Here is a 25,174-nt window from a genome sequence, read left to right on the forward strand (position 1 = left end):
GTTCCATTTGTTTCTGATTAGGGTATAAGCGAAATTTAAAGGCTTTGTGGATGAACATGGTTGAGCACCTCCTTCACCATTTACCTTATTATACCATATATAAACTCCAGGATACAAACATCAGTTCCCTTTTTTATGAAAGAGTCACTAATCAGAAGGACAAAGGAGATGGTACTCCTATCATCGTCATTTTCTTATGATTCAACCAACAGTCGGACAATCGAGATGGCAAGTAAGCCATCCCAATCAGAAGGCGATTCATCCCCTCCCTACTCATCGGGCTATCACCCTTCACATTCCTTGAGGAAGGGGTATTCTCGCCTGTTTTTTGATAAAACATGTATCTTTTAAAAGGCACCAGCTATAGGCTTTTATAGGGTATATAACCCGACATGCTTACCAGTAGTATACAAAAATATACGGTTGCAACATATATGTTTTTATCTACCCTTCTGCTTTCCGTTCATTCGATTTTTTTATTTTCATTAATTTAGTAGGCGGTTGCTTTCACAGCCATTTAATAAAACGTGAGAGTTTTTCATCTTCCCTCATCTCACGCAACGTTGTTAAACGTGCAGCGATTTCCTCATTCGTGTAGAGGGCATGTATTTGTTTATGACAAGGTATACATAATTTTGCGGTTGATTCAAATGTCCCTCCCACATCTCTTTTGGAAGTAGATGATGAACCGTTGTTTCCACTCCATTACGACCACAAAGTTCACAGACCCCCACTATTTTTTCCTCCTATGCTTTATTCATTAATCAATCTGTATATAAGCACTTATTTGAACATCTTCGTTACAAAAACCGAAAAATAGATTAAAAACTTAAACATAGTGTTCTAGATGCTTTATTTTTCAAAAAATAACCAGTATTTCCGACAGTAACAAATCTCTCTTTGATATAAAACATTATTAGTTTGATACGAATATTCTCTTTATATGAATCAAAACAGAAGAGTTTCTATTGAACAAGGGATTTGAAGGTAGGATGTCTAACATATTAACGATTAAACGAATCAAATCTGCAAATAGGGTTGTTGTAAATATCTGCATGTGATAGAATAACCAAGTTTCCACTTTTGTTATTTTATGTAATGAAAACAAAAGCATATAGAACGGGGCTGATGTAATGAATCGTGAAACTGAACAACACCGAATTAATGATGTCATCCGTGAAATTGACTACAAAAAGAACAAGTTATATTCCAAGGCTACTGAGTTAAAAGAAAGTATCATTGGTCTTCGTAAAAACTTTTGGGAAGATGTCACGGTCAATTTGGATGAGCCAGATGATGTAATTGAAACACAAGCTAGTCTGAAACAGCAGGCCGAGCTATTATCGGAACGAGAAAGATTTCATGGAAAAGTTGGCGAAGAACTAAAAACATTAAATAAGCTAAAGGACTCCCCTTATTTTGGGAGAATTGATTTTATCGAAAATCCAGGAAATGAAGAGGAACAGATTTATATCGGCATTGCTTCCTTGATGGATCATAATGAGGAAAACTTTCTAATCTATGATTGGCGTGCGCCTATTTCCAGTCTGTACTATGATTATTCTCCTGGTAAGGCACAATATGAGACGATGCAAGGAACGATAACAGGGGAAATGACCTTGAAGAGACAGTTCATTATAAGACATGGCTTAATTGAAGGCATGTTTGATACTGGAGTTACAATAGGTGACCAACTTCTCCAGCAAGCACTTGGAAATAATGCGAGTACAGCAATGAAAAGCATTGTAGCAACTATTCAAAAGGAACAAAACAAAATTATTAGAAATGAACGAAGCAGTCTCTTAATCGTACAAGGGGTAGCTGGAAGCGGAAAAACGTCTGCTGTTTTACAACGTATCGCCTACTTAATGTACCGCTTTCGAGAAAAGTTAACTGCTAATAACCTTCTTCTCTTTTCACCCAACCCTTTATTTTCGAGCTATATTTCCAATGTACTACCTGAGTTAGGAGAAACAAATATTAACCAAACGACTTTATTGGACTTCTTGAAAAAGGGAATAGAAAATGATATTAGGATTGAATCACCTTTTGAACAAATAGAATATACTCTTACAAAAATGGATAGTAAAGATTATGCAGTTCGTTTAAAAAACATCGACTTTAAATCAAGATTAGACTTTAAACATATGTTGGATGAATATATTTCTCGATTAAAATATGGCGGAATCCGCTTTAAAAATCTGACGTTCCGTAAACAGATTCTTATTTCAAAAGAACAAATTCGTGATTATTTTTATTCTTTAGATCAAGAAATCGCAATTCCTAATAGAATGGAACTTGTTTCGAAATGGTTGCTAAAAGAAATATATAAACAGCAGAAGGCGGAAAAAAAGAAAGACTGGGTTACAGAGAAAATAGAGTTATTAGATAAAGAAGACTATATGAAGGCCTATTACAAAAGTCAAAAAGAAGACGAAGATGATCCTGACAGAGAAGAAAAATTTCTCCGATCAGAAGTCGTAAACAAGTATTTCTCCCCAATTAAAAGGCGTGTGAAGCAATTGGAGTTTGTCCATATCTTAGCAACTTACCGTGAGCTTTTCACGAAGGGAGAGTTTGAAGAAAAACCAGAAGATTGGAAAGAAATTTCTGTTCATACAGAAGCCAATCTATCTCACAAGTTTTTGACGTGGGAAGATGCTGCACCATATTCATATTTTAAAGACCGCTTGCTAGGGAATCATACAAATCAATCCGTCCGTCATTTGTTTATCGATGAAGTTCAAGATTACTCCGCATTTCAGTTTGCTTATATAAAGTACATCTTTCCGTATACAAGAATGACCATACTAGGAGATGTTAATCAGGGCATATACACCTACGCTACAACGGCAAACCCGCTTATTCCTGAAGAACTGGAGAAAAATCAAGAAAGAATTACTCTGACCAAAAGTTATCGTTCTACTAAGCAAATTGTTGAGTTCACTAAATACTTTGCTCCAGGTAAAGAGTTAATCGAACCGTTTGAACGCGAAGGAGAAAAACCAAAGCTGATAACATTAAGTAATAAGGCTGATATAGCAGAGACCTTGAGTGCAAACGTAAAAGAACTGCTTGATAAAGGATATGAAACAATCGCTATCATATGTAAGACATTACAAGAAAGTACTATGATTTATCATTTATTACAGCATAAAATATCCGTCAAACAAATAAATGAGCAAACATATTCATTTGAAAAAGGATTGCTCGTACTTCCAGTTTATTTGGCTAAAGGAATTGAGTTTGATGCTGTTATTATTCCAAATGCATCTAAACAACACTACGCCCTTGAATCAGATAGAACACTTTTCTATACTGCTTGTTCTAGAGCTATGCATATGCTGGTCATGATGACAGAAGATGAACCATGCACTTTTATTGAACAAGCCGCAAGAGAGACGTTTGAATTGCTATAATATATCCACCACTTTGCCTTGATTTTTAAAACAAGGTTATGTTATATGCTGCTGCCGATTTTTAGGTTGATCATTCACGTTATTAACTTTTCGTACCAAAAGGCACTGCTCTTTTATATGTCTTGATTGTTTGAATACGGACTTACATTAAATGTGGAAAAATCATCAAAAAGACGGGTTTAGACAGCCCGCCTTTTTGATGATTTCTATTTATGTATGAAAATATTATGTATTAAATCCGTTTGGCTCCAATATATCTAGGTTTCCAGTAACTATTACTTGTTTTAGCATAAGAAACACCTTTTGAAGAAGAAGAATGAATAAATTGATTATCTCCTACATAAATGGCTACATGGGTCGGTCTTGATGCTTTGTTTGGAGCGAAGAACATTAAGTCCCCTTTTTGTAATGAACTTACTTTTTTCCCCTTCTTGTACATTTCCGCAGCCGTTCGCGGTAATGTTTTGCCTTGTTTACCATATGCATATTTCACAAGTCCGGAGCAATCAAATCCACTTGGTGAAATGCCGCCCCATTTATATTTTACGCCTAGATGACTTTTGGCTACAGAGATTGCTTTAGTATGATATGTTGCAGCTTCTGCTTTATCTTCATTTAAAGTAATTCCGATACTCAATGTGACAATGAACAACAATCCAACAATGATTTTCTTTAGCATACATACCTCCTACATCAATTTCATACTTGTATTATACGAAAACTTTTTTTCGCTTACTTCACAGGAATATTACAATTTATAGACAAAGTATTACAAGAAGAGACAAATATGACCTTATTACATAAAAAATACCTCCTGGAAATCAGGAGGTATTCGATACATACTATTCCATTTCGACAATTTTTACATTTTCATTCTCAACAATCGCTTTGAAAGATTTCACTTCTGGTTGTTCGAAAATAAAGTCTGCTATACCATCTTCTAGCTGTTCTTGGATAACACGACGAAGTGGACGAGCCCCGAACGATGGGTTGTATCCAAGTTCGACTAATTTTTCTTTTGCAGCATCCGTTACTTCTAATAATAGTTGCTGTGCATCAAGTGTTGTGTAAAGATCTTGTAACATAAGCTCGACAATTTGTAATAAATCTTCTTTTTGTAACGCAGAAAATTCAATAATACTATCGAAGCGATTTAAAAACTCTGGCTTAAAGAAGTTTCCAAGTGATTGTAAAATGTTCGCTTCGGTAACGGTTGTATTTTTTAAGAATCCCATTTCTTTGCGTTTTTCTGTTACCCCAGCATTACTTGTCATAATAATGACTGTATCTTTGAAATTTACTGTACGACCTTGACTATCTGTTAACCGTCCATCATCTAAAATTTGCAAGAATAGATTCATCACTTCAGGATGCGCCTTTTCAATTTCATCTAATAAAATAATGCTATACGGTTTACGACGTACTTTTTCTGTTAATTGTCCCGCTTCTTCATGACCTACATAACCTGGAGGAGAACCAATTAATTTAGAAACACTATGTTTCTCCATGTATTCACTCATATCGAAACGAATCATTGCATCTTTAGATCCAAATAATTCTTCGGCTAACGCTTTCGATAATTCTGTTTTACCGACACCTGTAGGTCCAACGAAGAGGAAGGAACCAATTGGGCGATGCTTCGATTTCAATCCAGCTCGACTTCTTCGTACAGCTTTCGCTACTTTTTGAACGGCTTCACCTTGACCAATTACTTTTTTCGCTAATGCCTCTTGTAAATGAAGCATTTTTTCTTGCTCATTTTCTTGAAGCTTACCAACTGGAATACCTGTTTTTTGTTCGATGATTGCTTGAATATCTTCAACCGTTACCATTGGTTTTTCTACATCTACGCCTGATTGAAGCATTTTTTCTAATTTCTCTTCCTCATCGCGTAAAGTAGCGGCTTTTTCATAGGCTTCTTCTTTCAATGCTTGTTCTTTTTCTTTATAAATTTGAGCTAAACGAGCTTTCGCCTGTTCCTCTTCAATTCCTTCAATTGTTAAATTAAGTTTAGAACCGGCTTCATCGATTAAGTCAATCGCTTTGTCTGGAAGAAAGCGATCTTGAATATAACGATGTGAAAGTTCAACAGCTGCTTTAAGTGCTTCTTCACTATAAGTGACACTATGATATGCTTCATAACGTTCTTGTAACCCTTTTAAAATAGTAAGGGCTTCTTCTGGTGTCGGTTCTGACACTTGAACAGGCTGGAATCGTCGTTCTAACGCTCCATCTTTTTCGATTTGGCGATATTCAGAAAGTGTCGTCGCACCAACTAGTTGTAATTCGCCTCTTGCTAAAGCTGGTTTTAAAATATTTCCGGCATCCATAGACCCTTCTGCTGAACCAGCGCCTACTAATTGATGAATTTCATCAATAAAAAGAATTACATTTTTTCTCTCTTGTAATTCAGCAATAAGCTGTTTCATTCGCTCTTCAAATTGACCGCGAATTCCAGTATTTGAAACAAGAGAAGCAACATCCAGCATATAGACTGCTTTAGATTGCAATTTTGCGGGTACTTTTCCTTCTGCAATTTTTAAAGCTAACCCTTCTGCAATTGCTGTTTTACCGACCCCAGGTTCACCAATTAACACAGGATTGTTTTTGTTTCTTCTATTTAATATTTCAATCACACGTTTTACTTCTTCATCACGACCGATGACAGGATCAATTAATCCAGCTTTTGCTGCATCAGTTAAATTACGACCGAACTCGTCAAGTAACCCTCCTCTATTACCACCTTCTGTTTGTGATGGAATAGAACTATTTTTATGAAATGGCTGTTGCATGAAGGATGAAAATAAATCATCATTTGTCGGGAATTTCCCCATATTCATACCTCCCATAGCAGCTCCTAATTTATTACGTTCTTCTTTATAACAAACGGAGCACAATGCTAAATCATGTTGTTGACCATTTAGATTTATGCGAAATTGAACATTTGCTTGATTCACTTTGCATTTTTCACATTTCATTGAGTACTCCTCCTTATAATCAAGATCAGATTTGACTTTGACTAACTTTGACCTTCGAGACTATTATACCTTGACCTTTTTTGACTTTCAAGATATTTGTTCAAAAAAATTTTAAAACCGACCCACAAGCGCGCCGGCACTTTCCTTATAATAGATACCCCATTTTTTTAGCTTCAGCAGTTAATTGTTCTCTAAACTTAGGATGAGCGATGCGAATGATGTTCCTGCGTTCCTTCACGAACAGCTTTCTCTCTCTTAAAAATTTGATATAAACGAAAAACATCACTCACATATGTTGGTAATGTTTTTTCGTTGCAACTTGATTAATAATAAAAATCCATTAACGTTTCATCCATCAAGTCTTGAGTGAGTCCGATATAAATCATCGTATCTTTTTGATTGGAGTGATTGAGAATCTGTTGTAATAAAGCAAGGTCTTTAAACCTTTGATAATGTAGATAACCAAATGTTTTTCGAAGGGTATGTGTTCCTACATCTGGGACATCAGCCATCTCCGCTGCTTTGTTAAGCACACGATATGCTTGTACCCTCGTAATCGGCCCCGCTCCTTTTCGACTCGGAAATAAATAATCATCACTTTTCAATTTCGTTTTTCGTACATATTTCTTCACTTCTTTTCGCAATTGTGGATTAATGAGGAAGCGTTTAATCTTCTCTGTTTTTTGTCCGACAATCACAATATGTGTACCATCCAATACATCTTTAACACGCAATTGCAACAAGTCCCCAATTCGAAGTCCAATATTAATCCCAATCGTAAACATCATATAATCCCGATAGCTGCAATATTTGAGTAACGCTTTTTTCATACCTTCTATTTGATCTAGCCTGCGAATCGGCTGGACGTTTTTTATTTTTTTCGAAGTTGTGTGCATCATATAACCACGCCCCCTTCCCCCTTCTTTTATTGTAATGTATGTATGAAAAAAACGCTAAGTTTTTTAAAAAATGAAATCGCTGAAACCATTGATTTAATAGGATTTTGAATGTATCAATACAGGTTCTTTGTTACATTCGGAATATTATGAAAACAAACATCGCAAAATAGCAAAAAATCAAAAGTTTCCTTAAACCTCATTTAAATCGTCAAATTTGCATTTTAAGATGTTCGGGAGGAAATGACTAGCAAATCAAAAAACAACAGCCTTAAAACGGAATTATGGAGGCCATTTTTCTTTAGGATTTTATATAATCGTTTTTATTTTATCAAAAAAATCCTGAAAGAAGATTCGAATCTTCTTTCAGGATTTTCATTAAGCTGCTTTTTTATTATCTTCTTGTTTACTGATAAAATATTTTAACAATGGCGGTGTTACAAGAGTCGTTACAATTACGACGATAATAATAGTTGTGAAATATTCAGGAGCTAGTAAATTTTCACTTAACCCGAGCGTTGCCAAAATAAGAGCAACTTCTCCTCGTGAAATCATTCCCGCTCCAATGGTAATGGAAGAACGAGTATTGAACCCCGTAATCCTAGCACCTATTCCAGCACCAATTAATTTTGTAAAAATGGCCACTAATGATAAGCCAATAATGATGAAAATGTTATCTAGAAAACCATCGAACGTAACAGTTAGTCCAATACTAACAAAGAAAACCGGTACGAACAGCGTATAAGCAATTGGTTCAATTTTTCTTTCCACTTCTTCTTTAAATTCAGTTTGAGCAATTGCAATCCCCGCCGCAAAGGCACCGATAATACCAGCCACGCCGAAATATTCTGAAATATAAGCGAACAAGAAGCAAATTCCCAGCGCGATACTCATAGCTGGTTGAGTAATTTTAATTCTTCCAAGCTTGCTCATCATAAACGGAACAACCTTCCATGCCAGTAAAGCTATAATAGCAAAGAACACTACTTTCCCGCCGATAACAGCACCAAGGTTTACATCGTCACCGACTAAGAAACTCATCATAAATGCTAAAGCAACAACAACAATAATATCATCAGCAATCGCCGCACCTAACACAGTCGTTCCTTCTCGGCTTTGAAGCTGCCCAAGTTCTTTAAACGTTTGAACCGAAATACTAACCGAAGTTGCACAAAGCAATAGACCGAGGAAAATCGCATGGTGTTGATCCATGCCAACAGCAAGTCCTGAGAAGTATCCGCCAATTAACGGTAGAATAACTCCACCAAACGCAACGGTCAATGATGACGTTTTATTATTATTCAGTTCTTTTAAATCCGTTTCTAAACCGGCAATAAACATTAATAATAGAACCCCAATATGACTTAATGCCTCAATAACCTCGGTATTTTGTACCCAGTCTAACACAGCCGGCCCAATAATGACCCCGATAATGAGTTTCCCCAATACCGAAGGCTGCCCAAAACGAACTGAAATAACTCCTGCAAGCTTCGTCGCAATGATAACAATGAATAGCTGAAGATATAGTTCCAAATTCCTTTCCCCCCTTAAAAAAACGCAAAAAGAGCCCGTTAGTGACAGGCTCCTCCAATTTGTTGCTTTTTATTCATTTTTCTTAATATTAACATAGTTTTTGTATAAATGGGAGTAATTTTATCAATAAATAAAATTTTTTTAGTAGAATTGGATTTTTATAAATTAAGAGGGAATGTAAAGATATTCTCATTCTTTGTGGAATAATGAATGTTTCATCGATATTTGAGTAAAATAAGCGTTTAGTATTTTCCCTTAACTCTCATATTACTATTCATTCCGTAAACGAGAGGGGATTAAATTTTTTACTTATGCTGTATGTCGACCTCTCAGTGTCCAAATCTGATAGAGCATAATTAATGATGCTATAATAGTTAAGAAAGTTAATATTACCCACCCTGTCATTAAATAAGGGTAAACAGACATTTGAACAGAATTACTTGTTAAATAGTCTCTAAAATGCAGACATGCAAAGACTCCTATTACAATAAGAAGAAAAAACATTATAATACCTTGGATAAGCTTACTACTTGTCTTGCCGCTCTCAGCATTATATTGATTTGCCCAACCATCTTTTTTATGTGCAGATAGTTTATCTAACCATACCTGGCCAAACGTAATCAAATTGACCCACAAATATATTTCAGGACTAATAAGCAGACCCGCCAATATAACATCTATCGGTCTATGCATCGGAGTCTTAAGAGCAAGTATAGTATTTAGAACAGATGCTAAAACAATAGGAATAATCCATATCCAAGACCAATAAAACTGATCTATCGCTAAAGCTGTAACAAGTAATGTAACAAATAAAACCCGAATAATAAGTTCCATAAATGTTTTTATTTGTTCCCGCCATAGCTTTCCTTTGTGTCTAGTTTTTACTTCTAAATCACTATTTGTTAATAATTCAACGGTTCCTGATTTCCATTTATTTCGCTGTTGCCGGAAAGTATGGTATGACCTCATAGAATCAACAAAGCAACGTGCTTTTGGACTAATTAACGTTTTCCATTTTGATTTTTGCAATTGCCAGGTTAATAACATATCCTCAACATCACTGTCATTTTGCCAAGGACCGTCTAACCTATTTTCATCTACAACGTCCTGTAATGCCTCTGGCCGAAACAATGTTGCTTGACCTCCAAGTACATACGTACTTCCACCATGATATTGAAGATTTAATAACCAGCTTGCCATATCTTGTTTTTGTTGATGCGTCCACCACCGTGCAATCGGTCCTCCATACTCACCACTTGCAATCAACTCTTCATAATTGACATCGTCTTTTGGAATTAAACTTTTCTTTTTTGGCATCCTCATTGTGTACTTAGCCATTACGCCGCCAATATTTCGAGAACTTCTTAGTCCTTCCCACAAATGAAGTAATGCCTTCGGTGCCAATCGACTATCTGCGTCCATACCAAGTATAGCTTTAACTGATTTCTTATAAAATTGCTGATATGGAGTTAATTTTTGATCATATAAATCTAGAACATCACCGTAAACATATTTCCATGCTGTATTTAACGCTCCTACCTTTCGCAGTTTATTATTTTTCGTTGTTAAAACTGTCAAATTTAGTTTGAATTCCTCCCCCGTTTGTTTTGCTATTTCTTCTGTTTGATCTGTACAATTATCTGCAATAACAATTACATCTAGTTCAATATCTTTCGGTAACGTTTGATCTGCTAAACCACATAAGCAATCACGAATTGATTTCTCTTCATTATGTGCTGGAATAAAAGCAACAATCCTTGGTTTCATATATGTATTCCTTATACCTGAAACAGGAAGGATGCTCCCAGTGCTCATATCTAAAACAGGGAAAGTCGAGAAAGTATTCTCAGTATCAATATCCTGAACAGTAAAAAGGCCTTCATCGTTTACATCTAAAACAGGAAAAGTATTCTTCTCCATTCTTTACCCTCCAAGCTAGAAATCAGCTATTAAACTTAAATACAAGCATTTTTCTTTCGAATCTATTTGACAATTCACACAATTCACCCTGAACCCTCCCTATTTAAAATAGCGACACTTACATTTTTTGTTTTTCTATTAAATTCTCTAGAAATTGCACTACTTCACCTTTAAGTGTTTCATCCTTTAGGGCAAACTCAATTGTAGTTAGGATAAAACCCAATTTTTCCCCCACATCATATCTCTTCCCTTCAAAGTCATAGGCGAAAACTCGTTGAATTTTATTTAATTTTTGAATAGCATCCGTTAATTGAATCTCCCCGTCCGTCCCTTTTTCTTGTTCCGCTAAAAATATAAATATTTCCGGTGTAAAGACATAACGCCCTAAAATGGCTAAGTTAGATGGCGACGTTCCTTTTTTAGGTTTTTCAACAAAGTTATATACCTCGTACCGTCTTCCTATTTGATTGCTTGGGTCTATAATTCCGTAACGATGGGTCGTATCATCAGGAACAGTCTGTACTCCAATTATAGAAGAAAGCGTTTTATTATATTCATTTATTAACTGTTTTAAGCAAGGAGTTTCAGCTTGAACAATATCGTCACCAAGAAGAACGGCAAATGGCTCATTGCCAATAAATTTTCTTGCACACCATACGGCATGACCTAATCCTTTTGGCTCTTTTTGTCGAATGTAGTGAATATCTACTTTAGAAGAAGCTTGAACTTTTTCCAATAATTCAAATTTACTTTTCTCCATTAAATTGTTTTCAAGTTCAAAAGCATTATCAAAATGGTCTTCAATAGCACGCTTACCTTTACCTGTTACTATAATAATATCTTCAATTCCTGAATCAATCGCTTCTTCAACAATGTATTGAATTGTTGGCTTATCTACAATTGGTAGCATTTCTTTCGGCATAGCCTTCGTAACCGGTAAAAATCTCGTTCCAAGTCCAGCTGCAGGTATGATAGCTTTTTTTACTTTCGCCATATTTTATCAAACCTTTCTTAGAAATATTATTTAGCATCCAGTTACTTTTTGTAGTGTAATAATTCCAAGAAGTGTAGTGGCGTTTATTCAATTGTTAAAATAAATATATAGTAGTCTTATATTAAGTACTATGTATTTGATTAATATTATTAAATATAACCTTTTTTATGTCAGGAATTTATTAAAGAGAAAGTGCAAATACCATAATAACAAACCAAGGTTTAGAAAAATAATGATTACACCATCCATTTTAGTTCTATATAAAGAACAAGTCAACCACTTTTTACCATTAAATGTAATTATGGTAAATTACCACAATAAAAAAGCCGACCATAAAATGATCGACTTTCATCATATTGCTTTTAATTCACCAAACGTTCACCTTTGCCTTGAGCCTTCCAATGATCATTACGAAGATGAACTTTTTGAATTTTTCCAGATGCTGTTTTAGGGAGCTCTTCAACGAATGTAACTCCTGTTACTGCTTTAAAGTGTGCTAATCGTTCTCTTGAGAACTTAATAATTTCTTCTTCAGTGACATGTTGATTTTCTTTTAAAACAACAATAGCATGTGGAGTTTCGCCCCATTTTTCATGAGGAGCAGCGATAACAGCAGCTTCAAGAATAGCTGGGTGCTCATATAATACTCCTTCTACTTCAATAGAAGAAATATTCTCTCCACCACTGATGATTACATCTTTCTTTCTATCAACAATATCAATATATCCATTTTCGTCGATTGTCGCCATATCCCCTGTATGAAGCCAGCCGTTTCGAATGGTTTCCATTGTTGCTTCTTCATTCTTCCAGTAGCCTAACATCGTACCATGTCCTCTGTATACAACTTCACCTATTTCTTTTCCATTATGAGCAACTTCTTCTCCGTTTTCATCAACAACTTTAAGCTCACAACCAATCATTGGATACCCTGCTTTAGCCTTCACTTTAGCCTGTTCTGATGGTGATAATTCAGGTAATGATGATCGGATTCTGGAAATCGCACTTACTGGGGAACATTCAGTCATTCCATAAATTTGAATGAATTCCCATCCTAATTCCTGTTCAACACGTGTAACAAATGCAGGTGGCGGCGCTGATCCGGCAATGAAAGTACGGACATCTTGCTCGAATTCAACAGGATTCTTCGCATGATGCTCTAGTAAAGCATTTAATACAGTTGGAGCCATGTTTAAAACCGTTACTTTACGAGCTTTCACTAGATTATGAATAGCCGCTGGAGTAGCTTTTCTAAGAAAAACATGAGTAGCCCCGTTTGCTGTATAGGAAAATGGTGTACCCCAACCATTCACATGGAACATCGGTAAAACATGTAAGTATACATCACGGTCTGTAATACGGAAGTGATGCATAGTACTTAGGGCATGAAGATAATTATTGCGATGCGTTAACATGACACCCTTTGGATTTCCTGTTGTACCACTTGTATATAGAAGGCTGCATACATCATTCTCATCTAACTCAGCACGATTGAAAGCATCAGCAGAATACCTTTCTAGCCAAGCATCATAATCGATTTCAGGAGTTTCCTTGTCTTTATAATGAACAATAATATGCTCAACCGTTTCTAATCGATCTTTAATTGGTACAATAAAATCATATAAATCTTGGTCAACAAATAATACTTTAGACTCACTATGGTTTAAAATAAATAAGTAATCTTCAGGCTTTAATCGAATATTAAGAGGAACCATAATCCCGCCAAGCTGATACACGCCATAAAATCCTTCAAACATTTCCACTGTATTCGATGCTAAGTAAGCAACATGATCTCCTTTTTTAATTCCAAGATCTTGTAAACCATGTGAAAGTCTATTTACTCTTTCATTTATTTCTCGATATGTAAATACTCTATCATCACAATAAGCTGCTTCTTTATCTCCATATAAAGCAACTGCTCGGTCTAGAAACCGCGGCAATACTAATGGTACGTTCATATTCTTCACTCCATTTTAAAAATTTGAATTTACTGAATTCTTTTTATAATAATATTCCATTTTTTCGAAATAACAGTTATCAGTCCATATGTAAAAGTTAAGTAGATAATTATTTCTTTCTACGGGCCCGTACTCTAACAAAGGTTGATACATTGTTTAGAAGCTTCATTGTCAAAATAATACCATATACTAGATATTTTTACAATATTTTTACTACAAATCCTATTTATACTATATTTATAAAAAAGTACTTATTATATATCTTGCAATCTTGATTTAATTACAATTGTAAAATACTTACAAATATAATAAAAAACGCTTTGATAAAAGTTTTCTCATTCCCTTGGAATGTTCTTTCTTCTATCAAAGCGTTTTAGCTTTTACCTCTAAATAATTTTAATATGTCTCTTCTTCCTCTAATCCATCATCACTATATATTTCACCATCCCCCTCTTCTTCAAATTCTTCCGTTTCTTCCTCATAAATCTCTTCTTCATAAGTATCTTCCTCATCTATTGTTTCCTCTTCGTATTCGTAGCCATCTTCTTCTGAAGCATTGTACCAGTCATCTGGAATATCGTAGTAGGAGTTGTTCTCATCTGAGTAATCTCCTCCATCAAAATACCAGTCATCACCATTCTCAAGCTCTTCTTGATAATGTAAATAGCCCTCATCGTTATAAAATAGATTATTTAGTTCTTGTTCAGATAATGGTGTGGTAATCCAATCTGTAATTAATGAATAAATTGAATGTATCGGAATACTAAATCCAATGGATTCCTCCCCCATTATTTTTGCGGAATTAATTGCAATTACTTTTTCAGTCTTTAAGGATACAAGCGGGCCTCCGCTGCTACCAGGAGCAATTTGTGCTGACATTTGATAAATATTTTCATAAGCACGTTCCCCAATATAAAAGCTTCGATTCACTCCTGTTATATGGCCTAAAGTTGCAGTATTACGCAATCCTAGTGGGCTTCCTAAAGCAAGCACCTCTTCCCCAAGTGAAGCACTTTTAGTCGTTTCCATGGGAAGAAAGTTACCTCCAGCTAAATCGGGCACTCTAACAACTGCAACATCCGTATTATTTGAGTATCCAATCACGGTTTCACTATATTCATGATTTGTACTATCTTGAACGGTTACGTATATAGAACCTTCCACGACATGGGCATTTGTTAATATGTCCCCTTTTTCATTAATTAAGAAACCAGAACCTTGGCTTGCTTCAGTATAGATGGTTACTACTTTTTGTAATGATTCTTCAATCACTTGAGAGACATCTTTTTGAACTTTTTCTGTGATTTCACTAGCAGGTAAAGTTTCAGCCTTAATTTCTTCTGTTTTCTTTTTTTCTTCTTCTATTTTCGTTGAATCCACTACAGCTGTTGTTTTAGGCATTTTTTGATAATCATTTGGATAAAAATAGTTCCATAATACAAAGCCAAAAGTGGTCATACTACATAAAGCTAAGATTATAAGAAATGGGATCCGCTTTGATCCTCTAATTTTTTTACCACAATGTGGACAAAAATTCCCTCGACTTTCAATAGTATTACCGCAAGAATGGCATTCCAAGTTTACCACCTTCTTCATATAAGTCTTTTAGACTATTATATTTTAATAATAGAATTTGTTCTATATGGTTTACTATTACTTAAACATTTTTTAGTGGTGAAATACATAGATATACATGAATTTTAACATTTGAAAGTGTATTAATATATTCTAACGAGGTGTTTATTTGAATATAAATATAAAATAGTGTTGTCACTTCTTACTTTTCAGTCTTAAAGTCCTATTTGCTGGTTATTATATAAAGGTAAGTTTATGCATATATTTTCTCATCTAATAGAAGTTTTGCAGCCTGTCCAAATTGACAGCTATAGTAAAAGAACGTCACTTGGCTAATAGCTTTCTAGAAAACCAACCGACGTTAATCGATGGATAATGACACAGGTCGGTAATTTCTGAATTTGGCCAATATAAGCTTCCGAACTTACCATCTTGTTTGGTGATATCTTATAAAATTACTGGAGATAGAAGGCCTTGTAATTTTTGCGGAAATAGATGTAACTCCTTTGAAAGCGAGAGATCCATGAAAAAAACGTCATCCTTTTCAAGTGTTTGCCTGAAAGAATGACGTTTTCTTATTTTGAGGGAAATTCGGCTCCTTAACTTGTCACGGGTACTACCAGCAAAACATGGAATGTTGGCTATACTCCTAAAAAGACATGAAAAGTTCCAAAAATCTTACATCCTTACAACAACGGTTCCACCACCACCAGCACCAGCCTGAATACATTTAGTATCTTCTTGTTTATGCACAGATTGTAACAATTGATTGTTCTGTGTAATTAACCTATTCAATTGATTTAATTGATTTTCGATACGAATAAGCAATTGAATCATATTTTGCGGATCTGATGATTTATTATTATTTGCTGAAGATAAATAACCTTGATTACCTCCCTGCCCATAGTTACCCATGTCTTGAGAAGGAGGCACATGAGGCATACTACCATGCCCATGACCATGAACCTGTGTTTCTGAAGTTGATCCTTCTGCTTGTATATTACCTGAATCTAGATAAGAAGAAACGCCTTGTTGACGTATTCCTCTTTGGTCCTGATTATAATAATGCCAACTTGGTTTATGAAAATTATAGGGGTACATCCATTGTTAACCTCCTCTTATTTTATAAACAGTTTATTCAGGCTTCTTTTTCCTGGTACACTAACCTAAAAATTGATTGATTTGCCCATCTAGAACTAGCACTGACAAGTATCTTAATTTCGAATTAACAATATCTAAAAATTAAAAACAGTTAGCCTAGTCCAAGGAAGAAAAACTTAGGAGCCATTACCTCTGAATAAGGTAATGGCTCCTTTTTTCACTTATCCCATTTAATTAGTATCATGAATAAATTGACAAAAAGTCTCTACATGGACGACTTTTTGTCAATTGAACAATACTGATCTCCCTCATTAAGGCTTAACTACTTTTCCTTCTTCTACAATATGATGAAGTAAATGAGCAAGATGATGAACTGGACCATAATCTTCACTTTCTTCCTCTTCTTCTAATTCATCGATACCATGTAAATATAACGCCATAAATTCATAAAAATCATTTTGAGAAAATGAATAAAAATCTGATGGATCTTCCTCATCCTCTTCATACTTCAATACAAGATGAGAGACATCCCCTTCCTCATCTTCTGCATCCAAAAATACGAAAAATCCGATATTCGTATCGAGTTCGAATAATCTTCGGATTCCACCACTTGTTGATTTTTCAAATTCAGCTTCTGTTAATTTTTGAACTTGCATGCTATCTACATTATCTTCTTGATGAAATCCAACAATAAAAGTATTCATCGTAACCTCCCATTAGTTTTCAGAATACTACTAGTATGTCCTCCCATTTTATTTTTACAAGTTCATTTCTAAAACAATGGGACAATGATCACTGCCTAGAATATGACTATGTATATCAGCATCTATTAAATGACTTTGCAAGCGCTCTGATACAATAAAGTAATCAATACGCCAACCAATATTACGTTCACGCACTTTAGCCATATAAGACCACCACGTATAAGCGCCCTCTTTGTCTGGATAAAAGTAACGAAATGTATCTAGGAAGCCTGCTGCAAGCAAGTCTGTCATTTTCTCTCGTTCTTCCATTGTAAATCCCGAATTTCCTACATTCGATTTAGCATTTTTTAAGTCGCGCGATTGATGAGCCACATTTAAATCGCCGCAATATACAACAGGCTTGACTGCATCGAGCTCAACTAAATACGCACGAATTTTATCTTCCCACTCTAAGCGCTCATCCAATCGCGATAAATCTCGCTTTGCATTAAGAGCATACACATTGACCATATAAAACGTATCAAATTCTAGTGTAATAATTCTTCCTTCCGGTTCCTCTTGCTCATCACCTACACCATATTTTACTGATAAAGGTTGTTGCTTCGTGAAAATGGCTGTACCCGAGTACCCTTTCTTAAGAGCATAATTCCAATATTGATGATATCCTTCTAATTCAAGCTCGATTTGTCCCTCTTGAAGCTTTGTTTCTTGTAAACAAAAAATATCTGCATCTACTTCTTTAAAATAATCTAAAAATCCCTTCTTTACACAAGCTCGTATGCCATTTACATTCCATGAAACTAATTTCATATTTTGTCTTCTCCTTGTTGCTATCTTTTTCTTATACTATATCCGATTACGATCGTGAAAACAAAAACCAAACATGGATAGAGCCTGAACTCTACCCATGTTTGGTTTAAAAGGCAGGAACCGCTGTCGTTTCAACTAAAGATTCATATAACTTAATATATGCTTGTGATGATGCATCCCAGCTATAGTCGAACCTCATCGCTCTTTCGGCAAGATTTTGCCATTTTTTCGGTTGAAAACGGTATAAACTAACCGCTCTTTCAATCGTGTACAGCATATCATGCGCATTATAGTTCGTGAAACTAAATCCATTCCCTTCATTTGTAAACTCATTATAAGGAATGACGGTATCTCGAAGCCCACCCGTTTCTCGTACAATCGGCAATGTTCCATAACGAAGTGCGATTAATTGTCCGATGCCGCATGGTTCAAATTGAGATGGCATCAGGAATAAATCAGAACCTGCATAGATTCGTCGTGATAATTGTTCATCGAAATACGTCTGAACGGATACTTTATCCGGATACTGCGCTGCTAAATCTCGCAGTGCAGATTCATAATGAGCATCTCCTGTACCAAGGATAACAAGTTGAACATGTTGACTCATAATTTCATGAAAGACACGAAGAACTAAGTCTATTCCTTTCTGTTCAACGAGACGAGTAACCATTGAAATAACGGGTATTTCATCATTTACGGGAAGATGTAAGTCTTCTTGAAGCTTTCGTTTATTCTCCACTTTTCCTGCGTATGTTTGATACGGTTTAAATAAGGAGGAATCCAGCCTTGGATTATACACTTCATAATCGACTCCGTTAATAATGCCTTGAAGACGATTGCTTCGTTTACGAAGAAATCCATCAAGTTGTTCACCGTAATAACCCGTTTGTATTTCTCCCGCATAACTTGGACTAACAGTTGTCAAATAATCAGAAAAAGCTAATCCTGCTTTTAAATAACTTACATTTCCATAAAACTCAAGCGCGTCCATATGAAAATACAACTCACTTAAATCCAATAATTCCGATAACACTGACTTAGGAAATACTCCTTGATAGCGTAAGTTATGTATCGTAAACACTGTTTTTACGTTACGATAAAAGGGATGATTGCTAAAATGACTTTTTAACAAAACGCTAATCGGTCCAGTTTGCCAATCATGACAATGAATAATATCTGGTTTTTCTTCTAAATAAGGCAATGCTTCTAACACCGCTCTTGAAAAGAAAGCAAATCGCTCTCCATCATCAAAATATCCATAGCTGCCATGTCGTTTGAAATAGTATTCGTTATCTAAAAAGTAGTAATTAATCCCATTGTCAACCAATTTTTCAATCCCGCAAAATTGCTTTCGCCACCCTACCGGTACTTCAATACTCGTCATATAGGTTAACTGTTGCTTATATTTAAAAGGAAGGTCTTCATACTTTGGTAAAACAACACTAACTCCCGTTTGTTGTTTTTTCAATGCTTTTGGCAGTGCTCCAATGACATCGCCTAGCCCGCCTGTTTTAATATATGGGGCACATTCTGAAGCAGCAAATAATATATGCATAATAATGCACCTCCCTTAAATAACTTCCGCTTTTTTGATAACTAGTGGTTCGTTTTCTCCAACCGCTTTTTTCGCTTTCGTAATTCTTACTTCTTTATCTGCGATAACATTTTCAACAATAGCTCCTTCTTCAATTTCACCCTTTTGCATAATAATGCTATTTTTCACGGTTGCGCCTTTTTTCACTTTAACCCCGCGGAATAGAATACTGTTTTCAACTGTCCCTTGAATATCGCAGCCATTAGCAATTAAAGAATTTTTCACATTTGATGCCTGTCCGTACTTAGCTGGAGGCTCATGTTTAATTTTTGTCACTACACTCCATTCCTCACTAAAGAAAGATTTAAGAGTTTGAGGGTTTAAGAACTTCATATTACTAGCATGAAAACTTTCGATAGAATGAATAAATGGCAGCTCCCCAGTAAAGTGATATCCTTTTACATTTAAACGATGGAGATTAGCTTTTACTGCATCTTTTAAAAAATTATATTCTTCATTCGCTGCACATTTTTTAACCAAATCGATAAAAAGAGATTTACTAATTACATATGTTTCAAGCGAAATATGGTCGCCCGCTTGCGGTACATTAAATAAGTTAATATCGGTTACATTTCCGTCCTCATCCACTATACATTGATGATAAATTAGCTTTTCAACAGCACCATCATAAAAATCTTTATACACAACGGTAATATCTGCTTGATTCTCTCGATGAAAAGCAAGGATTTCATTGTAATCGATTTTACACACATGATGTCCTGGTGAAATAATCACTGTATCTGCATTTGCTCGTTCAAAAAAACTTAAATGATTATGAAACTGTTTCATATCACCCATACTCGTTTCGTGCGGCTGAATAGGAGGCAAAATAAATAATCCACCTGAACGTCGATCTAGATTCCATTCCTTCCCTGATCCAAGGTGATCCATCAAGGATAAGTATCTTTCTTTCGGAAAAACAGCAACTAAAGAAATATCGGCATTAATAAAATTCGACATCGTAAAGTCAATAAGACGATAACGACCTCCGAATGGAACGGATGCTATATTACGGTGAGTCGTTAATTCTTTTAAATATTGCTTCTCATTAATTAAATTAATAAGGCCTAATACATTTCCCATGACGATCGCCCCTTATCAAATATTCGTAATCTTTTTTTGGTCAGTAGAAGTAATCGTTTGACCTTCTCCTATTAAAGTAATCTTAGCTGATGGATTGGAGTTTCCAATCACAGCCCCATCTTCTATCACACAATTACTATCAATAATCGCTCTTTCAATATGAACATTATCTCCAATATGAACATTCGGCATAATGACGGAATCTTTAATAGTTGAATTATAGCCAACCTGAACATTATAGGATAAAACAGAGTGGTCCACTGTACCATAAATCATGCACCCTTCATTTGTAAGAGATTGCTTAATGACTGCCTCTTCCCCGATATAATGCGGCGGATGATTCGCGTTTCTAGCGAATACTTTCCAATTAGGATCATCTAATTGAAACTGAGGGTTTACCTCTAGAAGATCCATATGCGCTTCCCAAAGGCTTTCCACTGTTCCAACATCTTTCCAGTATCCTTCAAAATGATAAGCATATAAATGTTTTCGGTCCTCTAACATATTAGGGATAATATTTTTACCAAAATCGTGCTCCGAGGTTAAATCCCTCTCATCATCTATTAAATAACTTCTTAATGTTTTCCAGTTAAAGAGGTATACACCCATTGAAGCTAAGTTACTTTTCGGATATTCGGGCTTCTCATCAAATTCGATAATTTTTTGATTATCGTTAGTATTCATAATGCCAAAACGGCTTGCTTCTTGCCATGGTACTTGAATAACTGCAATTGTCGCTTGGGACCGTTTTTCAATATGATAAGCGAGCATTTTACTATAATCCATTTTATAAATGTGATCACCAGAAATAATTAAAACATTTTCTGGATTATATCGATCTATATATTGAATATTTTGATAGACTGCATTCGCTGTTCCTTTATACCACTCCCCACCGTCTTTCCCTTTATAAGGAGGTAGTACCGAAACGCCACCAAAATCCGAATCCAAATCCCATACTTTACCATTCCCGACATAGTCGTTGAGTAAATGAGGCTGATATTGCGTTAAGACACCAACCGTATCAATGCCCGAATGTGTGCAATTACTTAAAGGAAAGTCAATAATCCTATATTTCCCTCCGAAAGGAACAGCTGGTTTAGCCAATCCACTTGTTAATTCTCCTAATCGAGACCCTTGTCCGCCGGCTAATAACATTGCAATCCATTTCTTTGAAGCCATTACCCCTTCACTCTCCCCTGTCTTTTTTGCGTTTGCTTCATAAAAACTGAAATAGCTAATGGTGGTACAGTTATTTCCATACTATAACGTTGATTATGATAAGGCTTCTTTTGAACAGCAATCGGCTGCCTATTACACTGACCCGTCCCACCAAAAGAAACGTCGTCGCTGTTTAACACCTCGATATATTTTCCTAATGATGGAACACCGATACGGAAGTTATGATACACATCGGCTGAAAAGTTGCACACAATCAGTGCGTAATCCCCCTTCCGTTTGCCCTTTCTAATAAAACTAATGATGCTCTGTTTATGATTATTCGGATCAATCCATTCAAACCCTTCCTGATCATGGTCAAGTCTCCATAAACAAGATGATTGCTGATAAAAATGTTGCAATGTACGGAAAAATCGAGCCAACTTTGTGTGTGATTCATAGTCTAATAGTAACCAATCTAGTTGCTCTTCATCTTTCCATTCAATAAATTGACCGAATTCCCCACCCATAAACAGTAACTTTTTTCCTGGATGTGTGATAAAATACCCATAAAGCAAACGAAGATTCGCAAACTTTTGCCAATAGTCACCTGGCATTTTATTTAGAAGAGAACGTTTCCCATGAACAACATCGTCATGTGAGAAAGCAAGCACAAAATTTTCTGAGAAGGCATAAAATAACGAGAATGTTAAGAGGTTATGATGATAAGGACGATGACTTATATCCAGCTTCATATACCGAAGAATATCATTGACCCAGCCCATATTCCATTTAAAATTAAAACCTAGTCCTCCTACATCGGTTGGTGATGTAACCAGTGGCCAATCCGTTGCTTCCTCGGCCATCATTAAAGCAGTGGGATACTTATGAAATACCGCTTCATTTAATTTTTTAATAAAAGCAATCGCCTCTAAGTTCTCCTCTTCTCCATACTGGTTGTAGATTCGCTCCGGAAGCGGGTTATCATGGTTTAAGTAAACCATCGAGGATACTGCATCAATGCGAAAGCCATCAATATGATATACATCCATCCAAAACATCGCATTGGAAATTAAAAAACTAACAACCTCTGGCTTGCTAAAATCAAAACTGTACGTTCCCCATGCTGGGCGTTCCGCTCTTTGAAAATCTATCGGTTCATATAAGGGAGTACCGTCAAACCTTCCTAAGCCATGAGCATCTTTACAAAAATGAGCAGGAACCCAATCTAAAATGACCCCAATTTGATGTTGATGACATTGATCCACAAAATACATAAAATCCTCTGGAGTACCATACCGACTTGTGAGTGAATAATAACCAGTCAGCTGATAGCCCCATGATTTATCATATGGATGTTCCATAACGGGCATGAGTTCGATATGTGTAAATCCGTTATCTACTACATATTCAATCAATTCATCAGCAAGCTCTCGATACGTATAAAACTCCCCGGTCTCCTTTTGTTTCCACGTTCCAATATGTACTTCATAAATGGACATCGGTTTATGATATACATCTTCCTTTTTTCGTTGAGCCATCCATTTGGAATCTTGCCAATTGTACGTATCTAATCGCTTAATAACTGAAGCTGTCTTCGGACGTAATTCTGAATAAAAAGCATATGGATCTGCTTTGAGAATGATATGATTACTTGGTGTATGTATTTCATATTTATACAATTCACCTTCCTTTAAGTCAGGCACGAACAAGACCCAAATTCCCGATTGTTTAATACGTTCCATTTGATGATTCTCTCCGTTCCAATGATTAAAATCACCAACAACGGATACACCTCTAGCATGAGGAGCCCAAACGGTAAACCTTACACCTTCTTGATTCGCTTTTTTCACAAAATGGGCACCCAGCAAATTATAACTTTCATAAAGTGTTCCTTCATGAAATAAATATAAATCAGTGGGAGTTATCTCATAGCAAGCATCAACAGTATTATTCAAAATTCCACCTCCATTCCTTTCTTACATAATATATTCGTTATAATTCTGTTTAATCCTTCCATATCTCTTGACTTCTCCTGTAATAATTAACCATTTATTTCAATAAAATATTATATTCGACAAAGTATTTACCTCTTTAGAAAATTAGATGCGTTGTTCATGAATCTTGTTAATTTATACGTTATGTAACAGCGCAAAAAAATTAAGTAAAACAAAATGAAAAAGCTCCTCCTATTCATCAGGAAGAGCTCACGCCTATTTTGAGTATGTTAAGTTACTTGCTCATTACGAATACTGTCCATTTTTACTAAAAATAGATACGATAAGGAAACGGACCAGGCTAACGGGGTATTTCCATTTGGTATATTTTTGCCGCCGATATATAGTTCCGGCACTTCAAAGTTAGCTGGAATAATTTTTTTCGTTTTCTCAATATATTGTTTCGCCATATTGTTCATACCTAGTTCTAAATAACATAGCCCAAGCCATGGAAACCCAAAACACCACTCCGCTTCGCTGCCTTCATTATAATATTGATCATTTTCATAGCGGATGCAGCCGTAGGTTCTTTCTAACTTAGTGGAGACATTTTGTACGATTTTTAAAGCAGTTTTCCGATCTACAACTCGATACGGATAAATCAGTGAAAGTAGGGCTAAGTCTGTTTCCTTTGTTTCACTTTCTCTAGGCAGCATAAATCGTAACGTTTCTTCTCCTTTTTTAATTAGTTCTTCCTTTACGTTTACAAGCATTTTGACAGCATTTAATCCTGCAACACAGGCGCCAATGCTTGATGCATGCAGCTCCATATTCTCTTCCCACATACCATTATCGATTGCTTGCCAATATTGTAAGCACTCTAAATAATCGACTAACTTCTGAACAATTTGGAGATCTCGTTCGTCACGAATCACTTTTTTTCCATGACGAAAGCCTTCGCCTACCCCCCATAAAAAAGCACCAATGGCATCATTTTGAGCATGCCCCCACTCAACAGGAATTTCCTTTAAATCTGTTGAGTATCTAGAGTGGATATATTCAAATAAATACATTGGTCTTTTTTCTCTATGAATATCAATCTTCCATTCATAATTACGAAACAAGTCGAACAAAGCCTGATACGCTTTCTCATAACGGTCTGAAGAATCTGTTAAAAAAGGGAGCACGGTATAAACAACATCTCTAATCCAAACATAGCTATAATCTTTAGAGAGACTGGCCGTATATGCCCCATTCGAGAGTCGCATCCGATCAAGAACTTCAATGGCCTTGTTTACATTCATTAGATAACACCTCCGTAGCTTTTTGCTTTACTCTCAGTGTTGACAAAACCTATATTTCTAAACATCGTCCTCTATCTATTTTAAGCATTTTCATAAAATTAACTGCAAAACCCGCTCCCTTGGCCTTTACGTATCTTTACTGTTAGTGTATGTAAGTACACATTGATTTGATAATGTTTTTACCCGATATAAAATAAAGGACCGCCCATATTG

At 35.6% G+C, this 25,174-nt stretch carries 19 protein-coding genes and 1 pseudogene; 1 reads left to right on the forward strand and 19 read right to left on the reverse strand.

Features of this window, described 5'->3' with window-relative positions; genetic code table 11:
- The 3 genes and pseudogenes from D1953_RS22235 to D1953_RS17695 form a co-directional block, all read right to left on the reverse strand.
- Positions 1-58 (reverse strand): helix-turn-helix domain-containing protein (locus D1953_RS22235; protein WP_182480671.1); only part of this gene is annotated, 58 nt, incomplete at its 3' end.
- Between the two features lie 93 nt (positions 59-151).
- Complete coding sequence (locus D1953_RS22010) at positions 152-277, reverse strand: hypothetical protein (protein ID WP_281271573.1); 126 nt, start codon at positions 275-277, stop codon at positions 152-154.
- 230 nt (positions 278-507) lie between these two features.
- Positions 508-737 (reverse strand): annotated as a pseudogene (locus tag D1953_RS17695) (HNH endonuclease).
- A gap of 396 nt (positions 738-1,133) precedes the next feature.
- Between D1953_RS17695 and helD the strand changes: the two are divergent.
- A complete protein-coding gene (helD, locus tag D1953_RS17700; RefSeq protein ID WP_119118494.1) occupies positions 1,134-3,419 on the forward strand; it encodes an RNA polymerase recycling motor HelD in 2,286 nt (761 codons plus the stop codon).
- A gap of 232 nt (positions 3,420-3,651) precedes the next feature.
- Here helD and D1953_RS17705 read toward each other — a convergent pair whose 3' ends face one another.
- The 16 genes from D1953_RS17705 to D1953_RS17780 form a co-directional block, all read right to left on the reverse strand.
- Positions 3,652-4,098: a C40 family peptidase gene (locus tag D1953_RS17705; protein ID WP_119118495.1), complete on the reverse strand. Its 447-nt coding sequence runs from the start codon at positions 4,096-4,098 to the stop codon at positions 3,652-3,654.
- A gap of 163 nt (positions 4,099-4,261) precedes the next feature.
- The gene (locus tag D1953_RS17710) at positions 4,262-6,397 is read right to left on the reverse strand and encodes an ATP-dependent Clp protease ATP-binding subunit (protein ID WP_119118496.1); all 2,136 of its coding nucleotides are present in this window, start codon (positions 6,395-6,397) and stop codon (positions 4,262-4,264) included.
- Positions 6,398-6,720: 323 nt separating this feature from the next.
- Complete coding sequence (locus D1953_RS17715) at positions 6,721-7,296, reverse strand: site-specific integrase (RefSeq protein ID WP_245980223.1); 576 nt, start codon at positions 7,294-7,296, stop codon at positions 6,721-6,723.
- A gap of 375 nt (positions 7,297-7,671) precedes the next feature.
- Positions 7,672-8,826: a cation:proton antiporter gene (locus D1953_RS17720; RefSeq protein WP_119118497.1), complete on the reverse strand. Its 1,155-nt coding sequence runs from the start codon at positions 8,824-8,826 to the stop codon at positions 7,672-7,674.
- A gap of 309 nt (positions 8,827-9,135) precedes the next feature.
- Positions 9,136-10,641 carry a glycosyltransferase family 2 protein gene (locus D1953_RS17725; RefSeq protein WP_245980226.1) on the reverse strand — a complete coding sequence of 502 codons (1,506 nt, stop codon included), beginning with the start codon at positions 10,639-10,641 and terminating at the stop codon, positions 9,136-9,138.
- A gap of 223 nt (positions 10,642-10,864) precedes the next feature.
- Positions 10,865-11,740 (reverse strand): UTP--glucose-1-phosphate uridylyltransferase GalU, encoded by an 876-nt coding sequence (galU, locus tag D1953_RS17730; RefSeq protein ID WP_119118498.1) that lies wholly within the window; start codon positions 11,738-11,740, stop codon positions 10,865-10,867.
- Positions 11,741-12,102: 362 nt separating this feature from the next.
- Positions 12,103-13,695: a long-chain-fatty-acid--CoA ligase gene (locus D1953_RS17735; RefSeq protein WP_119118499.1), complete on the reverse strand. Its 1,593-nt coding sequence runs from the start codon at positions 13,693-13,695 to the stop codon at positions 12,103-12,105.
- A 396-nt stretch (positions 13,696-14,091) separates the two neighbouring features.
- On the reverse strand, positions 14,092-15,096 hold the full coding sequence (locus tag D1953_RS17740; RefSeq protein ID WP_182480668.1) for a S1C family serine protease: 1,005 nt from the start codon (positions 15,094-15,096) through the stop codon (positions 14,092-14,094).
- 852 nt (positions 15,097-15,948) lie between these two features.
- A complete protein-coding gene (locus D1953_RS17745) occupies positions 15,949-16,371 on the reverse strand; it encodes a hypothetical protein (RefSeq protein WP_119118501.1) in 423 nt (140 codons plus the stop codon).
- A gap of 311 nt (positions 16,372-16,682) precedes the next feature.
- Entirely contained in the window at positions 16,683-17,075 is a 393-nt protein-coding gene (locus tag D1953_RS17750; protein WP_119118502.1) for a cytosolic protein, read from the reverse strand.
- 54 nt (positions 17,076-17,129) lie between these two features.
- The gene (locus tag D1953_RS17755) at positions 17,130-17,885 is read right to left on the reverse strand and encodes an exodeoxyribonuclease III (RefSeq protein WP_119118503.1); all 756 of its coding nucleotides are present in this window, start codon (positions 17,883-17,885) and stop codon (positions 17,130-17,132) included.
- Between the two features lie 106 nt (positions 17,886-17,991).
- Positions 17,992-19,440 carry a glycogen synthase GlgA gene (gene glgA / locus D1953_RS17760; protein ID WP_119118504.1) on the reverse strand — a complete coding sequence of 483 codons (1,449 nt, stop codon included), beginning with the start codon at positions 19,438-19,440 and terminating at the stop codon, positions 17,992-17,994.
- Positions 19,441-19,455: 15 nt separating this feature from the next.
- Complete coding sequence (glgD, locus tag D1953_RS17765) at positions 19,456-20,562, reverse strand: glucose-1-phosphate adenylyltransferase subunit GlgD (RefSeq protein WP_119118505.1); 1,107 nt, start codon at positions 20,560-20,562, stop codon at positions 19,456-19,458.
- 15 nt (positions 20,563-20,577) lie between these two features.
- Positions 20,578-21,744 carry a glucose-1-phosphate adenylyltransferase gene (locus D1953_RS17770; RefSeq protein WP_119118506.1) on the reverse strand — a complete coding sequence of 389 codons (1,167 nt, stop codon included), beginning with the start codon at positions 21,742-21,744 and terminating at the stop codon, positions 20,578-20,580.
- Positions 21,744-23,678, reverse strand: a complete 1,935-nt coding sequence (glgB, locus tag D1953_RS17775) for a 1,4-alpha-glucan branching protein GlgB (protein WP_119118507.1) — start codon at positions 23,676-23,678, stop codon at positions 21,744-21,746. Before glgB ends, D1953_RS17770 begins: the two co-directional genes overlap by 1 nt.
- 269 nt (positions 23,679-23,947) lie before the next feature.
- Positions 23,948-24,961, reverse strand: a complete 1,014-nt coding sequence (locus D1953_RS17780; protein WP_119118508.1) for a glycoside hydrolase family 15 protein — start codon at positions 24,959-24,961, stop codon at positions 23,948-23,950.
- Positions 24,962-25,174 lie beyond the last annotated feature (213 nt).

The organism is Peribacillus asahii (genome assembly GCF_003570725.1).
GTDB lineage: Bacteria > Bacillota > Bacilli > Bacillales > DSM-1321 > Peribacillus > Peribacillus asahii.

Bases quoted from the DNA above. Each gene is read 5' to 3' on its own strand.
- D1953_RS17740 (WP_182480668.1), bottom strand. From the start codon at position 15,096: ATGCCTAAAACAACAGCTGTAGTGGATTCAACGAAAATAGAAGAAGAA.
- D1953_RS17780 (WP_119118508.1), bottom strand. From the start codon at position 24,961: ATGAATGTAAACAAGGCCATTGAAGTTCTTGATCGGATGCGACTCTCG.
- D1953_RS17745 (WP_119118501.1), bottom strand. From the start codon at position 16,371: ATGTACCCCTATAATTTTCATAAACCAAGTTGGCATTATTATAATCAG.
- glgD (WP_119118505.1), bottom strand. From the start codon at position 20,562: ATGGGAAATGTATTAGGCCTTATTAATTTAATTAATGAGAAGCAATAT.
- D1953_RS17755 (WP_119118503.1), bottom strand. From the start codon at position 17,885: ATGAAATTAGTTTCATGGAATGTAAATGGCATACGAGCTTGTGTAAAG.
- glgA (WP_119118504.1), bottom strand. From the start codon at position 19,440: ATGCATATATTATTTGCTGCTTCAGAATGTGCCCCATATATTAAAACA.
- D1953_RS17735 (WP_119118499.1), bottom strand. From the start codon at position 13,695: ATGAACGTACCATTAGTATTGCCGCGGTTTCTAGACCGAGCAGTTGCT.
- D1953_RS17715 (WP_245980223.1), bottom strand. From the start codon at position 7,296: ATGATGCACACAACTTCGAAAAAAATAAAAAACGTCCAGCCGATTCGC.
- D1953_RS17725 (WP_245980226.1), bottom strand. From the start codon at position 10,641: ATGAGCACTGGGAGCATCCTTCCTGTTTCAGGTATAAGGAATACATAT.
- D1953_RS17750 (WP_119118502.1), bottom strand. From the start codon at position 17,075: ATGAATACTTTTATTGTTGGATTTCATCAAGAAGATAATGTAGATAGC.
- helD (WP_119118494.1), top strand. From the start codon at position 1,134: ATGAATCGTGAAACTGAACAACACCGAATTAATGATGTCATCCGTGAA.
- D1953_RS17710 (WP_119118496.1), bottom strand. From the start codon at position 6,397: ATGAAATGTGAAAAATGCAAAGTGAATCAAGCAAATGTTCAATTTCGC.
- D1953_RS22010 (WP_281271573.1), bottom strand. From the start codon at position 277: ATGAGTAGGGAGGGGATGAATCGCCTTCTGATTGGGATGGCTTACTTG.
- galU (WP_119118498.1), bottom strand. From the start codon at position 11,740: ATGGCGAAAGTAAAAAAAGCTATCATACCTGCAGCTGGACTTGGAACG.
- D1953_RS17770 (WP_119118506.1), bottom strand. From the start codon at position 21,744: ATGGCTTCAAAGAAATGGATTGCAATGTTATTAGCCGGCGGACAAGGG.
- D1953_RS17705 (WP_119118495.1), bottom strand. From the start codon at position 4,098: ATGCTAAAGAAAATCATTGTTGGATTGTTGTTCATTGTCACATTGAGT.